The following is a 15554-nucleotide window of genomic DNA, read 5'->3' as shown; positions in this document are numbered from 1 at the left end:
CCGGTGTTCTGCGGAGCGTTAGCCGGGCATGCGTAGCGCGCGTTCGCGTAGCCACTTGGTCGCCACCCACTTTTCGCCTGCCAGGACCGGTGCGCCGGCATGCAGGCTGCGTGTCATTGGATGCGGGCGGTCGTAGCTGAAGAACACCGCATTGCCTTTGACGGCGGCAACGTCCAGGTGCGCATCGGGAAAGCGCGTGGCGCCGCCGCGTTCCGGCGTGTTGAGATACATCACCAGCGACGCGACGCGTTGGCCGCCGGCCTGGAGCAACACCGGCGTGCCGGCGGCCGCAGGGTCGAAGTAATCGTAGTGCGGTTGATACTCGGCGCCGGTGGCATAGCGCAACACCTGCAGTCCTTCGCCGTGGTCCACGGGCCAGTCGAGCAGGCGGGCGATGCGTGCTTCGATGCGTTGGCACAGCGCATCCTGCCCCAGCTGCAGGCACATGCTGTGGCTGGTGCGTGCGGCATGCACGATCTGCGCGCCGTTGTCGTTGTCCACCGTGCGCGAACGCGCCAGACGTGGCTGCGCCAGTGCGATCAATGCCTCGCATTCGGCATCGGACAGGAAATCGCCCAGCACCACCACGCGCGGCAGCAACAGGCTGACCAGCACGCGCACCTGGCGATCGCCCAGGTCCAGCAACGAGGCATCGTTGTGCTGCAGCACTGCCGGCACGCGCACCGGCACCGGCAGGCCATGGGTCTGCGCGTGCTGGTGGATGTGGTCGCGCAGCAGGGCCTCGACTGCATCGATGGCGTCCTGTTCGTTCCAGCCCTGATCCAGGAGCGGCTGTAGCGCCTGTTCGGGCGGCTGGCCGGCCATTGCCTGCGCAATGATCCAGTCGCCCAGGGCAGCGGGGATGGGAGGCGGAGTCATCCTCCTACAGTGCATGTCAATGTGTGGCAGGCATGTGTCAATTGTGTCGTCGTAAGACAAATGAAACAGACAGCCCCTATAAAAGTGACGGGGATCTTGAACGTGCTCGCCACTGCAGTGAGCGGAACGCAACCAATTCTTGACGACTCCTCTTCATACCGGACCTTCCTTGACCTGGAGATCAGCCGCATGTCCGTTCGCAATAGCAGTAAGACACTTCTCATGACCTTTGGTACCGCGCTGGCCTTGTCGGCCTGCGGTGGTGGTGCCGATCGTGTCGCCTCGCCCGGCGAGGGCGCATTTCCGCCGGCACCGACGCCGGCTCCCGCACCGACCCCGGCGCCCACGCCTGCACCGACGCCCGCTCCGGCACCGACCGGCCCGGCCGCCGATTGCCCGACCGGTTTCTCCAACGTCGGCACCATCGCCAACAACACGCTGCGCGCCTGCCAGCTGCCGGACACCATCAACGGCAACCTGGTGGTGCCGGCACGTGCGGGCACGGCGTATTCGATCAGCGGACGCGTCAACGTGGGCACCGACCGCGGCGGCAACGCCATCGCACCGGCCGCCGGCAGCACGCAGGGCATCCTGACCATCGAGCCGGGCGTGACCCTGTTCGGTTCGGCGGGTAGCGACTACATCGTGGTCAACCGCGGTTCGCAGATCTTTGCCGAAGGCAGCGCCACCGCACCGATCGTGTTCACCGCGCGCCAGGCGCTGGAGGGCCAGGTCAGCGCCAACACCATCGGCTTGTGGGGCGGCATCGTGGTGCTGGGCCGTGCGGCCATCAACAACTGCCCGGGCACCACGGTCTCCGGTACGCCGGAATGCCAGGCGCAGGTGGAAGGCACCAACGCGTTCTACGGTGGCAACAGCGCCACCGACAACAGCGGCTCCATGCGCTACCTGCGGGTGATGTATTCGGGCTTCGAAATTTCGCCCAACAACGAGCTGCAGGGCATCACCCTGGCCGGCGTGGGCAGCGGCACGCGCCTGGATCATGTGCAGATCCACAATAGCTCCGACGACGGTATCGAATGGTTCGGTGGCACCGTCAACGGCAGCCACATCGTGATCACCGGCGCCGACGACGATTCGCTGGATACCGACGCCGGCTGGAACGGCGCACTGCAGTTCGGCATCGTGGTGCAGCGCGCCGGTGGCGGCGACCGCATGAACGAGTGGAGCAGCCTGCGCCGTCAGCCGTATTCGCGTCCGAAGGTGGCCAACTTCACCTACGTGGGCAATGCGCGCGCCGGCGCGGCGATCATGCTCAACCAGGGCACGCAGGCCGCGTTCTACAACTCGGTCGTCACGCGTCCGGCCGGTGGCAGCGGTGATGGCCTGGTGTGCTTCAACCTGGCCGATGCCGACACGCTCGGGACCTTCAACTCGGTGTTCTTCGCCTGCCCGACGGCCTTCGGCAGCGACGCGCGTGCGGCCACCCAGTTCGCGGCCGGCACCAACAACGTCGCCAACGGCGTGTCCACGTTGCAGAACACCTTCGTCAATGGCGCCAATGAAAGCGCCGTGCCGGCCTTCCAGGGCTTGAACGGGGTGAGCAGCTTCTTCCAGCAGGTGAACTACATCGGTGGCGTGCGCGATGCCAACGACACCTGGTGGCAGGGCTGGACCTGTGGCCTGACCGCCGATCGTCCCTGCTGAGGCACAGCATCGCAAGGCAGCCCACGCGGCTGCCTTGCGATGCGTCCAGCTTCATCTTTCAGTTGCCAGGGCTCCCACGATGCGAACCTCCGCTGTCGCCCGTCTCTCGCGGACGGGCCTGTCTCTTTCCATTTCCACCTTGCTGTTTTCCGGCGCTGCGCTGGCGCAGTCGACCACCACCGATGCCGGCTCTGCCAGCGGCAGTAGCAGCACCGCCACCAGTGCGCCCAAGCAACTCGACCAGGTCGTGGTGCGCGGCGAGTACATTCCCGAACCGATGCTGCAGACCTCGGAGGTGGCATCGTTCGTCACCCGTGAGGACATGGAGCGCACCGGCGACAGCAGCGCGGCGGTGGCACTGACGCGTGTCACCGGGCTGAGCCTGTCGCGCGGCAAGTATGTGTATGTGCGCGGCCTGGGCGAGCGTTATTCGTCGGCACTGTTCAACGGCTCGCCGTTACCCAGCCCCGAGCCGATGCAGCGCGTGGTGCCGCTGGATCTGTTCCCCAGCGATGTGCTGGCCAGCGTGACCGTGCAGAAAACCTATTCGGCCGATTATCCGGGCGAATTCGGCGGTGGCGTGATCGATCTGCAATCAATGGCAGTGCCGGACAAACCGTTCCTGTCGCTGACCGTGGGTGGCGGCGTCAACAGCGTCAGCACCGGCGAAAAAGGCCTGACCTATTACGGCTCCGGCGATGACGAATGGGGCTACGACGATGGCACCCGCAAGCAGCCTGCCGCGTTGCGCGATGCGATCCAGAGCGGCCGGCGCGTGGATCTGGGCAGTTTCTCGCGCGAGGACATCCGCCGTATCGGCCGCAGCTTGAACGACGCCAACCTGTATGTGCTGCAGGAAAAGGACAGTATCGCCCCGGACGTCAATGTCGGCGGCAGTGCCGGTTACAGCATGGACGTGGGCGAGGCCAAGCTGGGCATCATCGCGGTGGCCAGTTACGACAACGAGTGGCGCACGCGCACCGGCAGGCAGCAGGACGGCATCTTTGTCGGCGATACGGTCGAGTTCAATTCCAACTACGACTTCGCCACCACCCGCAACAACGTGCGCACCAACGGCATGCTGGGCCTGGGTTGGGAGTACGGCCGCCACACCATCGGCTGGACCACCTTGTATGTGCACGATGCTTTGAAAGTGGCACGCAGCCGTGCCGGCCGTGATGAGCTGGCCGGTTTCGATGTGCGCGACGACAACACCGAGTGGTACGAGCGCCAGCTGATCAACAACCAGCTGCGCGGCACGCACGCGTTCGGCGAGTACGACGATCTCAAGATCGAATGGCGCGCAGCGGTGGCCAATGCCAGCCGCGATGTGCCGTACGAAACCGGCATTCGCTACGAGTTGCTCGATGGCTACTGGGCGCACGATGCCTCGCGCGTGCAGAACTACACCCGCTTCAGCAAGGTCGACGACAAGGTGGCCAGCGGCGGGGTGGATGTGACCTGGCGTTTGCCGATCGAGCACGACTTCACCGTCAAGGGCGGTCTGGCCTATCTGGACAACGATCGCAGCGCGTGGAGCCGCGAGTTCCGCTTCCTGGCGCTGGACGGCCCGCTGCCGTTCTACAACCAGTTCCAGCGTGTGGATTACCTGATCTCCGATTACAACCTCAGCAACGATCTGCTGCGCCTGCGCGAGACCACCGGCAGCTTCGGTGCGGCCGCGTACGATGCGACCCTGAAGGTCAAGGCGGCGTATCTGCAGGCCGAGGGCGAGATCGTGCCGACCCTGCGCGCCACCGTCGGTGTGCGCTACGAAGACGCCACCCAGGCGGTGCATCCGTACGACATCTTCACTGGCGTGCGCCAGGACAGCGTGGCACCGCTGGAGAACAGCTACGCGCTGCCATCGGCCACGGTGACCTGGAACTTTGCCGAGAACCAGCAGCTGCGCTTTGGTGCGTCCAAGACCATCGCGCGCCCGCAGTTCCGCGAGATGGCGCCGCAGCAGTATCTGGACCCGGATATCGACCGCCAGTTCTTCGGCAACCCGTTCCTGGTCGATAGCGAGCTGGTCAACCTGGATGCGCGGTACGAGTGGTTCTTCGAGCCGGGCGAGTATTTCACCGTCGGCGCGTTCTACAAGAGCATCGACAAGCCGATCGAAGCCATCGTCAACGATGCGCCCGGCGGCGGCATCGTGCAGAGCTTCATCAATGCGCCCGAGGCCACCTTGTACGGCATCGAGCTGGAGGCCAAGAAATATCTGGACCTGCCGATCGCGGCCGACTGGTGGGGCGACAAGCGGGTGTTCGTGTCCGGCAACTACACGCGCACCAAGTCGGAGGTGAGTGCCAGCGATGGCGACACCGTGCAGCCGTTCGGCTTCACCGCACCGGTGCAGGCGACCTTGTTCATCCGCGATGGCTCGGCCTTGCAGGGGCAGTCCGATGACATCGCCAACCTGCAGATCGGTGTGGAAAGCGAGAGCACCCATAGCCAGGCCACCTTGATCGCCAACTATGTCGGCGAGCGGGTGTCCGCGCGTGGCCGGCCGGGGCAACCGGATTACATCGACAAGCCCGGCACCTCGCTGGATCTGGTGATCAAGAAGGGCCTGGTGTGGTCGGGCAATACGCTGTCGTTGAACTTCGCCGCTCGCAACCTGCTCAAGACCAAGTACCAGGAATATCAGAGCCTGGGCAGCAATCGGGTAGACCTGTACGAGTACCAGCCCGGCGTGACGTATGACCTGAGTGTGACAGCGCGCTTCTGATTCGACGCCCGCTGCCGGTATCGCAAACGCCCGCCCTGCCTCGCATGGCGGGCGTTTGCATCTGGGTCCGTGTCGCCGTGTGTCGGCCTGTGTCATCACTTTCTTCGAACTGACACATTGCTGCCGCATTCTGTCATCCGACCGCAATCCTGAGACGGATGTCCGCTTTGCAGCGAGTTTTGCCCTCCTTGAAACCCCTGATGACGGCGCGCGGCCGCAGCGCACTGGCCTGCGTGCTGCTGGCCTTGCTCGCGCTGCAGTGTGCGCGCGTGGTGTGGGTGATGATCACCCCGATCGGTCCGTTGGGCACCGCCCAGGTCGCCACGTCTGCACAGGCGGAATTGCCGGCACTGCGCCGCGATGTGTTCTATCGCAGCGTTGCGGAGGCGAATAGCGACGGCATCGTGTTGCATGGCATACGCGCGGGTGGCGCGCAAGCGGCTGCGTTCCTGAGCAGCGGCGACGGCAGGCAGGGGGCGTATCGCATCGGCGATGGCGTGGTGGCTGGCGTGACGGTGCAGGCGATCGCGAGCGATCACGTGCTGCTGCGTACCGGTAGCGGCGTGCGACGTCTGGCCTTGGTGGAATCCACCGCGTCTGCGGCGGCCACATCGCCGGCAACGACCACGACTGCAGCAGCGGGCGGCGCACCTGCGGTGACGTCGAATGTCGGCACCGCGGCCGGCACGGCCACGGCGGCGGCCGTCGACCCGCAACAACTGCTCACCACCGCCGGCCTGCGTGCAAGCGAAGACGGCAGTGGCTTCACCGTGATGCCGCGCGGCGATGGTGCGCTGCTGCGCCAGGCCGGCCTGGCGCCGGGCGATGTGCTCACCCAACTCAATGGCCGCACGCTCGATGCCGAACACCTGCGCGAGCTGCAGGACGAACTGCGCGATGGCCAGGCGGCCACGCTGACCTACCGCCGCGACGGCCAGACCCACACCATGACCTTGAAGCGCCCGCAATGACTGCTGCCCGCCCCAGATGGCTGTTTTCGGCCACGTTGTTGCTCGCCCTGCCGGCGGTGCCGATGCTGTCGCTGCATGCCGCCGATGCGCCGGCCGTGCGCCTGCAGGATGTGGACCTGCGCGCCTTCATCCAGGATGTGTCGCGTGCCACCGGCATCACCTTCATCGTGGACACGCGCGTGCAGGGCACGGTCAACGTGGCGCGTGCGCAGGCGATGTCGGAACAGGATCTGCTCGGCATGCTGCTGGCGGTCTTGCGTGCCAATGGCTTGATCGCGGTGTCCAGCGGGCCATCGACCTATCGCATCATTCCCGACGATACCGCTGCACAGCAGCCGGCCAGCGCCGCCAGCGGCAACCTGGGATTTGCCACGCAGGTGTTCACCCTGCAACGTGTGGATGCGCGCAGCGCTGCGGAGATCCTCAAGCCGTTGATCGGGCGCGGCGGCGTGATCATGGCGATGCCGCAGGGCAACAGCCTGTTGATTGCCGACTATGCCGACAACCTGCGCCGCGTGCGCGGCCTGGTCGCGCAGATCGACACCGACCGCGCGGCGATCGACACGGTGAGCTTGCGCAATAGCTCCGCGCAGGAACTGGCGCGCACGCTGACCTCGCTGTTCGGGCAGGGGGGCGAGCGCAGCAATGTGCTGTCGGTGTTGCCGGTGGAAAGCAGCAATTCGCTGATCGTGCGCGGCGACCCGGCGCTGGTGCAGCGGGTGGTGCGCACCGCGGTGGATCTGGACGGGCGTGCCGAACGTCGCGGCGATGTCAGCGTGGTGCGGCTGCAGCACGCCAGCGCCGAGCAATTGCTGCCGGTGTTGCAGCAGCTGGTCGGGCAGACCCCGGGCAACGAGGCGCAGCCCGGGCAGGACACGCGCTCCAACGCGGTGGATGTGGCCGCCGCTGCTGCGGGCGCTGCACAGACGCAGGTGATCACACCGGCCGCCGGCAAGCGCCCGGTGATCGTGCGCTACCCCGGCTCCAACGCCTTGATCATCAATGCCGACCCGGAAACCCAGCGTGCCTTGATGGATGTGATCCGTCAGCTGGACGTGCATCGCGAGCAGGTGCTGGTCGAAGCGATCGTGGTGGAGATCTCCGACACCGCCGCCAAGCGTCTGGGTGTGCAGCTGCTGTTGGCCGGGCGCAATGGCACGGTGCCGTTGATTGCCACGCAGTACAGCGGCGCCTCACCGGGCATCGTGCCATTGGCCGCGGCAGCGGCCGGCACGCGCAGCAACAACGGCGACGACGATTCGGTGCTGGAACAGGCGCGCAATGTGGCCGCGCAATCGCTGCTGGGCCTGAGCGGCGGCCTGATCGGGCTGGCCGGGCAAAGCAACGATGCGGTGTTCGGCATGATCATCGATGCGGTCAAGAGCGACACCGGCTCCAACCTGTTGTCGACCCCGTCGATCATGACCCTGGATAACGAGCAGGCGCGCATCCTGGTCGGCCAGGAAGTGCCGATCACCACCGGCGAAGTGCTGGGCGCGGCCAACGACAACCCGTTCCGCACCATCCAGCGCCAGGACGTGGGCGTGGAGCTGGAAGTGCGCCCGCAGATCAATACCGCCGGCGGCATCACCCTGGCGATCAAGCAGGAAGTCTCGGCGATTGCCGGGCCGGTCAGCGCGCAGTCGTCGGAGCTGGTGTTCAACAAGCGCCAGATCGAAACCCGCGTGGTGGTGGAAAACGGCGCCATCGTCGCGCTCGGCGGCCTGCTCGACCAGAACGACCGGCAGACCGTGGAGAAGGTGCCGCTGCTGGGCGATGTGCCTGGGCTGGGAGCGCTGTTCCGGCACAAGTCGCGCAATCGCGACAAGACCAATCTGATGGTGTTCATCCGCCCGACCATCATCCGCGACGCGGCCGATGCGCAGCGCATGACCGCGCCGCGCTACACCTATCTGCGCGATCGCCAGTTGGCCGATGGCGACCCGGAAGCCGCGCTCGATGCGTTGGTGCGCGACTACCTGCGTGCGCAGCCGCCGCAGCTGCCGGCCGCGCCATCGTCGGCCGTGCCCGCACCGGCAACAACGCCTGCGCCCGGCGCGCGTCCCGCGCAGCGCTGATGCCATGAATACCGCGCGTGCCAGCATTTCCTACGCGTTTGCCAAGCGCCACGGCGTGGTGCTGCTCGGCAGCGACAGCGCCGCGCAGATCGGCCTGCGCGAAGGTGGCGACGTGCAGGCGCTGATCGAGCTGCGGCGTGCGCTGGGCATGCCGTTGCAGGTGCGCACGCTGGCGCCGTCGGTGTTCGACCGGCATGTGTCGGAGATCTACGCCGATGCCGGCATGGAGCAGGGCGTGCAGGTCGAGGCACTGGACCTGCACGGCAGCCTGGATTCGTTGATCGACGACATCCCTACCGCCGATCTGCTCGACAGCCAGGACGATGCGCCGATCATTCGCCTGATCAACGGCATCATCGCCGAGGCCGCGCGCCTGGGCGCCTCGGACGTGCATCTGGAGTCCTACGAATCGCGGCTGCGCGTACGCCTGCGCGTGGATGGGGTGATGCGCGAGGCGGCCACCTTGCCCGGACGCATCGCGCCGTTGCTGGTGTCGCGGGTCAAGGTGATGGCGCGGCTGGATATCGCCGAAAAACGCATCCCGCAGGATGGCCGCGTGTCGCTGGTGATGGGCGCCAAGGCACTGGACGTGCGCGTGTCCACGCTGCCGACGCGCAGCAGCGAGCGGGTGGTGCTGCGCATCCTGGACAAGGAGCAGGGCACCTTGTCGCTGGCCCAGTTGGGCATGCCACCGGCGGTGATGCACACCGTGCAGCGCGCCCTGCAGGTGCCCAACGGCATCGTGCTGGTGACCGGGCCGACCGGCTCGGGCAAGACCACCACCCTGTATGCGGCGCTGAGCCTGCTCAACGATGGCTCGCGCAACATCCTCACGGTGGAGGACCCGGTGGAATACGCCATCGACGGCGTCGGCCAGACCCAGGTCAATGCACGTGTCGGCATGACCTTCGCGGCCGGCTTGCGCGCCATCCTGCGCCAGGATCCGGACGTGGTGATGATCGGCGAAATCCGCGACGCCGAGACCGCGCAGATCGCCGTGCAGGCCAGCCTCACCGGCCACCTGGTGCTGTCCACCGTGCACACCAACGATGCGGTGGGCGCAGTCACGCGGCTGCGCGACATGGGCATCGAACCGTTCCTGCTCGCGTCGAGCCTGCGGCTGATTCTGGCGCAGCGCCTGGTCCGTCGCCTGTGCACGCAGTGCCGCGCACCGCGCCTGCTGGATGCCAGCACGCGGCAGATGTTGCAGGCGCCCGACGATGCAACCATCTACGCCGCCGTGGGCTGCGCGGCCTGCCACCACAGCGGTTATGCCGGGCGCGTGGGCATCTACGAAGCCATCGCGGTGGACGATGCGATGCGCCGCCTGATCGGCGACAACGCCGACGAGGATGCCCTGGCGGCAGCGGCCTTCGCACGCGCAGCGCGCCTGGGCGATGCCGCGCGCGCCGCTGTGCTGCAAGGCCTCACCACGCTGGAAGAAGCGCTGCGGGTGACCCGCCAGCAGGACGATGCGCATGCCACGGTTTGACTACATCGTGCTCGACCTGCATGGGCACAGCCGTCAGGGCGTGATCAGCGCGGACACGGTACAGGCTGCGCGTGCGCAACTGGAGCAGCGGCAGTGGGTGCCGGTACGCGTGGAGGCGGCGGTGGCGGCCAGCAGCGTGCGTCCGGCGCGTTTCAGTGGCAAGGATCTGGTGCTGTTCACCCGGCAACTCGCCACGCTGGTGGAAACCGCGCCGCTGGAAGAAGCGCTGCGCACCATCGGCACGCAATCCGAACGGCGCGGCGTGCGCCGGGTCACCGGCCAGACGCACGGGCTGGTGGTCGAGGGCTTCCGCCTGTCCGATGCGATGGCGCGCCAGGGCACTGCGTTTCCGCCGCTGTACCGCGCGATGGTGGCCGCGGGCGAGAGTGCCGGTGCGCTGCCGCAGGTGCTGGAGCGCCTGGCCGACCTGCTGGAGCGGCAGGCGCAGGTGCGCAGCAAGCTGCAGTCTGCGTTGGTGTATCCGGCGGCGTTGGCCCTGACCGCCGGTGCGGTGGTCATCGTGCTGATGACCTTCGTGGTGCCCAAGGTGGTGGACCAGTTCGATTCGATGGGCCGCGCATTGCCATGGCTGACCCGCGCAGTGATCGGCGTGTCGAATTTCCTGTTGCATGCAGGCATTCCGCTGCTGGTGGCACTAGTCATTGCGGTGGTCGCAGCGCTGCGCCTGCTCAAGCGCCCGGAGTTACGCCTGGCGGCCGACCGTGCGGTGCTGCGCGCGCCCTTGCTCGGCCGGTTGATCCGCGACCTGCATGCCGCACGCATGGCGCGCACGCTGGCGATCATGGTCAACAGCGGGTTGCCGTTGATGGAAGGCCTGATGATCGCCGCGCGCACCGTCGACAACCGCGCCTTGCGGCTGGCCACCGACAACATGGTCACGGCAATCCGCGAGGGCGGCAGCCTGGCTGCGGCGATGAAGCGCGCCGGCGTGTTTCCACCGACGCTGCTGTACATGGCCTCCAGCGGCGAAAACAGCGGGCGCCTGGCGCCGATGCTGGAGCGCGCCGCCGATTATCTGGAGCGCGAGTTCGCGTCCTTCACCACCGCGGCGATGAGCCTGCTGGAGCCGGCCATCATCGTGCTGCTCGGCGGGGTGGTGGCGGTGATCGTGCTGTCGATCCTGCTGCCCATCCTGCAATTCAACACCCTCGCGCTTGGTTGAGCGCGGCCGCCCATCCCTGGAGATCCTCATGCAGTCCATCCCTTCTCGTGCACGTCCTAGCTCGCTCACTGCGCGCGCGCGCCTGCGCGGCTTCACCCTGGTCGAGTTGATGGTGGTCATCGTCATCATCGGCCTGCTGGCCACGGTGGTGATGATCAACGTGATGCCCAGCCAGGACCGCGCCATGGTCGAGAAGGCGCGTGCCGACGTGGCGGTGCTGGAGCAGGCGCTGGAGACCTATCGCCTGGACAACCTTAGCTACCCGAGCACCGAACAGGGCCTGCAGGCCTTGCTCAATGCGCCGAGCGGGTTGACCCGGCCCGAGCGCTATCGCCAGGGCGGCTACATCCGCCGCCTGCCGGAAGATCCGTGGGGCCATGCGTATCAATACCGCCGCCCGGGCCGCAGTGGTGGCTTCGACGTCTACTCGTTCGGTGCCGATGGTGCCGAAGGCGGCGACGCCGACAATGCCGATATCGGCAACTGGCGCTGAGTCGCAACAGTGCTCGCGCAAACGGCCATGGCAAGGCAAGCACGGGCATGTGCGTCGCGAGCGCAGGCGCGCGGCTTCACCCTGCTCGAACTGCTCGCCGTCCTGGTGATCACCGCACTGGCCAGTACGCTGGTGGTGCTGACCTTGCCCGATACGCGGCGCGACCTGCACGACCAGGCCGATGCATTGGCCAGTGCCCTGCTGCATGCACGCGACGAAGCCATCTTGAGCCTGCGCATGGTCGAAGTGACCGTGGATGCAGGTGGCTACAGGTTCCGCCGCCATGCGCAGCAACGCTGGGTGCCGCTGGATGAAAAACCGTTCGCCGCGATGCGCTGGCCTGCCGGCGTGCAGACGCAGTTGCCGGTGGGCGGGACGCAGTTGAGCGTGCGCTTCGATCCCACCGGTGCGGCCACGCCGCAACGCATCGCGCTGGGCGACGGCCAGCAACAGCTGCAGGTGGTGGTGGACGCCGCCGGCGTGGTACGGGTCGATGCGCCCCTGCGGTAAGCCCGATGCCTGCGCCGGATTTTCGCTGCTCGAACTGATGGTCGCGCTGGCGATCTTCGGCATGGCCGTGGTTGGCCTGCTGAACCTGTCCGGCGAAAGCACGCGCACCGCGGCGGTGCTGGAAGAGCGCGCCCTGGCTGCAGTGGTTGCGGAGAATCAGGCGATCGACGCAATGCTGGCGCCCACCGCCGCAGCAGTGGCGCCGGCGAACGGGCAGGAAATGCTGGGCGGACGCAGCTGGGACTGGCGGCGTACGTCGATGCCAGCCGGCAGTACCGGCATCGTGCGCATCCAGGTGCAGGTGCGCGCCGCAGCGCAGGCGCAGGAAATCGCCAGCCTCAGCGTCCTGCGGAGCGCCGAATGATCCGCACACCCGGCAGCGCAGCGGGCACGCGTGGCAGCGCGGGCTTTACCTTGATCGAGCTGCTGGTCGCCCTGGCGGTGTTCGCGCTGGTGGCGGTCGCCGCGGTGGTGGTGATGCGCCAGAGCATCGACCAGCGCGATGCGGTGCGTGCACGTTTGCAGCAGGTCCGCGAGTTCCAGCTTGCACATGGCCTGTTGCGCAGCGACCTGCAGCAGGCCGCAGTGCGGCGCACGCGCAACAGTGAGGGCGGCGCGGCACGCACCGCGTTCGTCGCCAGCCCGCCCGGTGTGCCGGGGCCGCTGTTCGGTTTTGTGCGACGCGGCTGGAGCAATCCGGATCAGGCGCCGCGCGCGTCGCTGCAATACGTGGAATACCGCGTGGTCGATGGACGCCTGGAGCGCAGTGCACGCCCCGCACTCGACGGTGCAATCGCCGGTCCGCCGCAGGTGGTGTTGCGTGGGGTGCGCTCGGCGGTGGTCGGGTTCCATTATCGCGCGCAGTGGAGCGATGGTTGGAGCGGCGGGCTCGACGCACTGCCGGATGCGATCTCGCTGGAGCTGGACCTGGAGCAATGGGGCCGCGTGCGCCAGTTGTTCCTGCTGCCGGAGGGGCGCGGATGAAGGCCTTGAACGCATGCAGGCAGCAACGTGGTGTCGCACTGCTGACGGTGCTGTTGCTGGTGGCGGTGATGACGTTGCTGATGGTCGCAGTGCTGGACGATCTGCGCTTTGGCCTGCGCCGCAGCGGCAACGGCGAGGCAATGACGCAGGCGCAGTGGTATGCGTTGGGCACCGAAACCATCGCCCGGCAACGCCTGCAGGCACTGGCCAGGCGCGACCCGATGCGCACCACGCTGGAGGGTGGCTGGAACGATCAACCGGTGACCCTCCCGCTGGACGACGGCGCAGTGAGCGTGCGGCTGCGCGACCGCGGCGGCTGCTTCAATCTCAACAGCGTGGTCGCCGGTGCACCCGAGCAATGGCAGCGCAGCGACGACGGCGCAGCGCAGTACCGCGCCTTGCTGGAGGTGCTGGGCATCGCACCGCAACAGGCGCAGGCGCTGACCGATGCGCTGGTGGACTGGATCGACAGCGACAGTCAGCCCGGTGCGCAGGGCGCCGAAGACGATCGCTACCTGCAATCGGCAGTGCCGTTGCGCAGCGGGGCGACCCTGCTGGCGGGCGTCAGCGAGCTGCGCGCCATCGCCGGCTACACGCCGCAGGTGATCGCGCAGTTGCGGCCGCATGTGTGCGCACTGCCGGAGGCGCGGCTGTCGCCGGTCAACATCAATACGTTGCGTCTGCAGGATGCGCCGGTGCTGGTGGCGCTGACCGAAGGCGCCCTGGAATTGCCGGCCGCGCGCCGCGTCATCGCCGCGCGGCCGGCCGGCGGATGGCGCGACGCCAGAACCTTCCTGAGCCAGCCTTCGCTGATCCAGGCCGAGCTTTCCAATGCAGCGCTGGAACAGATCGAATTACGCACCCGTTATTTTTCCCTCTACAGCCAGGTCGACCATGCCGGCGCGCAGGTCGTGCTGGACGCCTTGCTGCAGCAGGATCCTGCCGGGCGCGTGCGGCTGGTGGCGCGCCAATGGAGTTCCGACGAATGAGTACCACCGTGCTGTTGCTGCCCGCCGATGCCACCGCGCACGCGATCGCCGTGCGTGTGGACGCGCATGGCCAGGTACTGTCGCAGCGCGTGGCCAGCGCGCCGTACGAACCGTCCGCACGCACAGTGCTGGTGGTGCCGGGCGTGGATGTGCATCTGCGCTGGCTGAGCCTGCCCGGCCGCAGCATCGCGCAGTCGGTCGCGGCCGCGCGCCTGCAACTGGCCGAACATCTGGCTGTGGAGACGCCGGCCCTGCATGTGGTGATCGCCGATCGCAGCGAGGCTGATGGCACGCGCCTGGTCGCTGCGGTGGATGGCGCAACGATGCAGCAGTGGTTGGCACGCGCAGCGCAGCTGGGCGTCGTCCCCGATGCGGTGGTGCCCGATTGCCTGTTGCTGGAGCCCGGCGCGGACGCTGCGGCGGCAGTGGTGGACTGGGACGGTCGCTGGCTGATCCGTGGCGCAGGCCTGGCCTGCAGCCTGGAGCCGGAGGCCGCGCGCATGCTGCTGGGCGCGCGCGCGCCGGCACAGCCGCCAGCGCAGGACACCGCGCACGCCATTGCCTGCCTTGCGCAAGGCGCCACGCGCGCACCGATCAACCTGCTGCAACACGCGTTCGCTGCGCGGCCGGCCGCTGCGCACACGGTCACTGCGCGCCGTCTTGCGGCGCTGGCCGCACTGGTACTGCTGTCGCCGCTGGTGCTGCTGCTGGCACAGACACTGCGCTACGAAATCGGCGCGCGCCTGCTGCAATCGCGCGCCGCCGCGCAGTTGGGCGTGCGCGATACGGCGGCGGTGCCGGCCGCGCTGCAGGCACGCCGGCATACCGGGGCAGCGGCCGATCGCCTGGCCATGCAGCTCGGCGACTTGTTCGCAGCGGTCGATGCCATGCCGGCGGCGGAACTGGATCAGATCGACTACCACGCCACACAGCCGCTGCGCGGCACCCTCCTGCACGCCGATGGCGCCAGCCTGCAACAGTTGTCCACGCGGCTGGCCGGGGAGGGGTGGCAACTGCAGCCCGGCAGCAGCCAGGGCGAGGACGATCGCCTGCGGACGCCGTTCGTGCTGGAGCCATTGCGATGACTGCACCTGTGCAACGCGGCATGCAGTGGTGGCAGACGCGTGCGCCGCGCGAGCGGCTGATGCTGTGCGTGATGTGCGCCGCCGTGGCTGCGTTCGTAGCCTGGTATGCGCTCTACACCCCGTTGCGGCACTGGCGTGCCCAGGCGCAGGCGCGCTATGCCGCTGCGGCGCAGCTGGTGCTCGATGCATCTGCGCAGGCATCGGCGAGCAGGCGTACCGCTGCACCTGGTACGGCGGCACTGAGCGAGCTCATCGCAAGCAGCGCACGCGATGCCGGCGTCGGCATCACCGCCCAGCAGCGCAACGCAGCGGGCGGGGTGGACGTGCAGATCGATGCGGTCAGCGCCGCCAGCTTGTTCGGCTGGCTGGAGCGGCTGCGCCAGGCGCATGACCTGGCGCCGACGCAGCTGAGCATCGTGCGCGACCAGGGCCAACTGCGGGTACGCTGCGGGTTTACGGAGCCTGCACCGTGACGCGCCTGCGTTGGA

At 67.7% G+C, this 15554-nt stretch carries 14 protein-coding genes; 13 read left to right on the top strand and 1 reads right to left on the bottom strand.

From position 1 onward, the window contains the following. Window positions 1–18 precede the first annotated feature (18 nt). Complete coding sequence (locus GGR73_RS12540; RefSeq protein WP_184457167.1) at window positions 19–879, bottom strand: 2OG-Fe(II) oxygenase; 861 nt, start codon at window positions 877–879, stop codon at window positions 19–21. 189 nt (window positions 880–1068) lie between these two features. On the opposite strand from GGR73_RS12540, the gene GGR73_RS12535 reads away from it, so the two are divergent. The 13 genes from GGR73_RS12535 to gspM all read left to right on the top strand — a co-directional run bounded on the left by GGR73_RS12535 (window position 1069) and on the right by gspM (window position 15539). Next, on the top strand, window positions 1069–2547 hold the full coding sequence (locus GGR73_RS12535; protein WP_024939662.1) for a hypothetical protein: 1479 nt from the start codon (window positions 1069–1071) through the stop codon (window positions 2545–2547). A gap of 79 nt (window positions 2548–2626) precedes the next feature. Continuing rightward, entirely contained in the window at window positions 2627–5281 is a 2655-nt protein-coding gene (locus tag GGR73_RS12530; RefSeq protein WP_167708410.1) for a TonB-dependent receptor domain-containing protein, read from the top strand. A gap of 158 nt (window positions 5282–5439) precedes the next feature. Continuing rightward, window positions 5440–6252: a type II secretion system protein N gene (locus tag GGR73_RS12525; protein ID WP_184457165.1), complete on the top strand. Its 813-nt coding sequence runs from the start codon at window positions 5440–5442 to the stop codon at window positions 6250–6252. Further along, window positions 6249–8330 carry a type II secretion system secretin GspD gene (gspD, locus tag GGR73_RS12520; RefSeq protein WP_184457162.1) on the top strand — a complete coding sequence of 694 codons (2082 nt, stop codon included), beginning with the start codon at window positions 6249–6251 and terminating at the stop codon, window positions 8328–8330. Before GGR73_RS12525 ends, gspD begins: the two co-directional genes overlap by 4 nt. 4 nt (window positions 8331–8334) lie before the next feature. Further along, window positions 8335–9822, top strand: a complete 1488-nt coding sequence (gspE, locus tag GGR73_RS12515) for a type II secretion system ATPase GspE (protein ID WP_102582046.1) — start codon at window positions 8335–8337, stop codon at window positions 9820–9822. Beyond that, on the top strand, window positions 9809–11005 hold the full coding sequence (gspF, locus tag GGR73_RS12510) for a type II secretion system inner membrane protein GspF (RefSeq protein WP_184457158.1): 1197 nt from the start codon (window positions 9809–9811) through the stop codon (window positions 11003–11005). The genes gspE and gspF overlap by 14 nt, the downstream gene beginning before the upstream one ends. Before the next feature lie 28 nt (window positions 11006–11033). Continuing rightward, the gene (gspG, locus tag GGR73_RS12505; RefSeq protein ID WP_184457156.1) at window positions 11034–11498 is read left to right on the top strand and encodes a type II secretion system major pseudopilin GspG; all 465 of its coding nucleotides are present in this window, start codon (window positions 11034–11036) and stop codon (window positions 11496–11498) included. 27 nt (window positions 11499–11525) lie between these two features. After that, window positions 11526–12008: a GspH/FimT family pseudopilin gene (locus GGR73_RS12500; protein ID WP_154831443.1), complete on the top strand. Its 483-nt coding sequence runs from the start codon at window positions 11526–11528 to the stop codon at window positions 12006–12008. Then, the gene (gspI, locus tag GGR73_RS12495; protein ID WP_184457154.1) at window positions 11992–12372 is read left to right on the top strand and encodes a type II secretion system minor pseudopilin GspI; all 381 of its coding nucleotides are present in this window, start codon (window positions 11992–11994) and stop codon (window positions 12370–12372) included. Before GGR73_RS12500 ends, gspI begins: the two co-directional genes overlap by 17 nt. Further along, window positions 12369–12992 carry a type II secretion system minor pseudopilin GspJ gene (gene gspJ, locus GGR73_RS12490; protein WP_184457152.1) on the top strand — a complete coding sequence of 208 codons (624 nt, stop codon included), beginning with the start codon at window positions 12369–12371 and terminating at the stop codon, window positions 12990–12992. Before gspI ends, gspJ begins: the two co-directional genes overlap by 4 nt. Further along, complete coding sequence (gene gspK / locus GGR73_RS12485) at window positions 12989–13981, top strand: type II secretion system minor pseudopilin GspK (protein WP_184457150.1); 993 nt, start codon at window positions 12989–12991, stop codon at window positions 13979–13981. The genes gspJ and gspK overlap by 4 nt, the downstream gene beginning before the upstream one ends. Further along, on the top strand, window positions 13978–15066 hold the full coding sequence (gene gspL / locus GGR73_RS12480; protein ID WP_184457148.1) for a type II secretion system protein GspL: 1089 nt from the start codon (window positions 13978–13980) through the stop codon (window positions 15064–15066). Before gspK ends, gspL begins: the two co-directional genes overlap by 4 nt. Beyond that, window positions 15063–15539, top strand: coding sequence for a type II secretion system protein GspM (gspM, locus tag GGR73_RS12475; protein WP_102255667.1), 477 nt, complete (start codon window positions 15063–15065; stop codon window positions 15537–15539). Before gspL ends, gspM begins: the two co-directional genes overlap by 4 nt. Window positions 15540–15554: the final 15 nt, after the last annotated feature.

It is taken from the genome of Xanthomonas sp. F14 (genome assembly GCF_014199865.1).
Note: the sequence above shows the minus strand (reverse complement) of the source record. Positions and strands in the feature narration are given on the sequence as shown.

Bases quoted from the DNA above. Each gene is read 5' to 3' on its own strand.
- GGR73_RS12540 (WP_184457167.1), bottom strand. From the start codon at position 879: ATGACTCCGCCTCCCATCCCCGCTGCCCTGGGCGACTGGATCATTGCG.
- GGR73_RS12535 (WP_024939662.1), top strand. From the start codon at position 1,069: ATGTCCGTTCGCAATAGCAGTAAGACACTTCTCATGACCTTTGGTACC.
- GGR73_RS12530 (WP_167708410.1), top strand. From the start codon at position 2,627: ATGCGAACCTCCGCTGTCGCCCGTCTCTCGCGGACGGGCCTGTCTCTT.
- GGR73_RS12525 (WP_184457165.1), top strand. From the start codon at position 5,440: ATGTCCGCTTTGCAGCGAGTTTTGCCCTCCTTGAAACCCCTGATGACG.
- gspD (WP_184457162.1), top strand. From the start codon at position 6,249: ATGACTGCTGCCCGCCCCAGATGGCTGTTTTCGGCCACGTTGTTGCTC.
- gspE (WP_102582046.1), top strand. From the start codon at position 8,335: ATGAATACCGCGCGTGCCAGCATTTCCTACGCGTTTGCCAAGCGCCAC.
- gspF (WP_184457158.1), top strand. From the start codon at position 9,809: ATGCCACGGTTTGACTACATCGTGCTCGACCTGCATGGGCACAGCCGT.
- gspG (WP_184457156.1), top strand. From the start codon at position 11,034: ATGCAGTCCATCCCTTCTCGTGCACGTCCTAGCTCGCTCACTGCGCGC.
- GGR73_RS12500 (WP_154831443.1), top strand. From the start codon at position 11,526: ATGGCAAGGCAAGCACGGGCATGTGCGTCGCGAGCGCAGGCGCGCGGC.
- gspI (WP_184457154.1), top strand. From the start codon at position 11,992: ATGCGCCCCTGCGGTAAGCCCGATGCCTGCGCCGGATTTTCGCTGCTC.
- gspJ (WP_184457152.1), top strand. From the start codon at position 12,369: ATGATCCGCACACCCGGCAGCGCAGCGGGCACGCGTGGCAGCGCGGGC.
- gspK (WP_184457150.1), top strand. From the start codon at position 12,989: ATGAAGGCCTTGAACGCATGCAGGCAGCAACGTGGTGTCGCACTGCTG.
- gspL (WP_184457148.1), top strand. From the start codon at position 13,978: ATGAGTACCACCGTGCTGTTGCTGCCCGCCGATGCCACCGCGCACGCG.
- gspM (WP_102255667.1), top strand. From the start codon at position 15,063: ATGACTGCACCTGTGCAACGCGGCATGCAGTGGTGGCAGACGCGTGCG.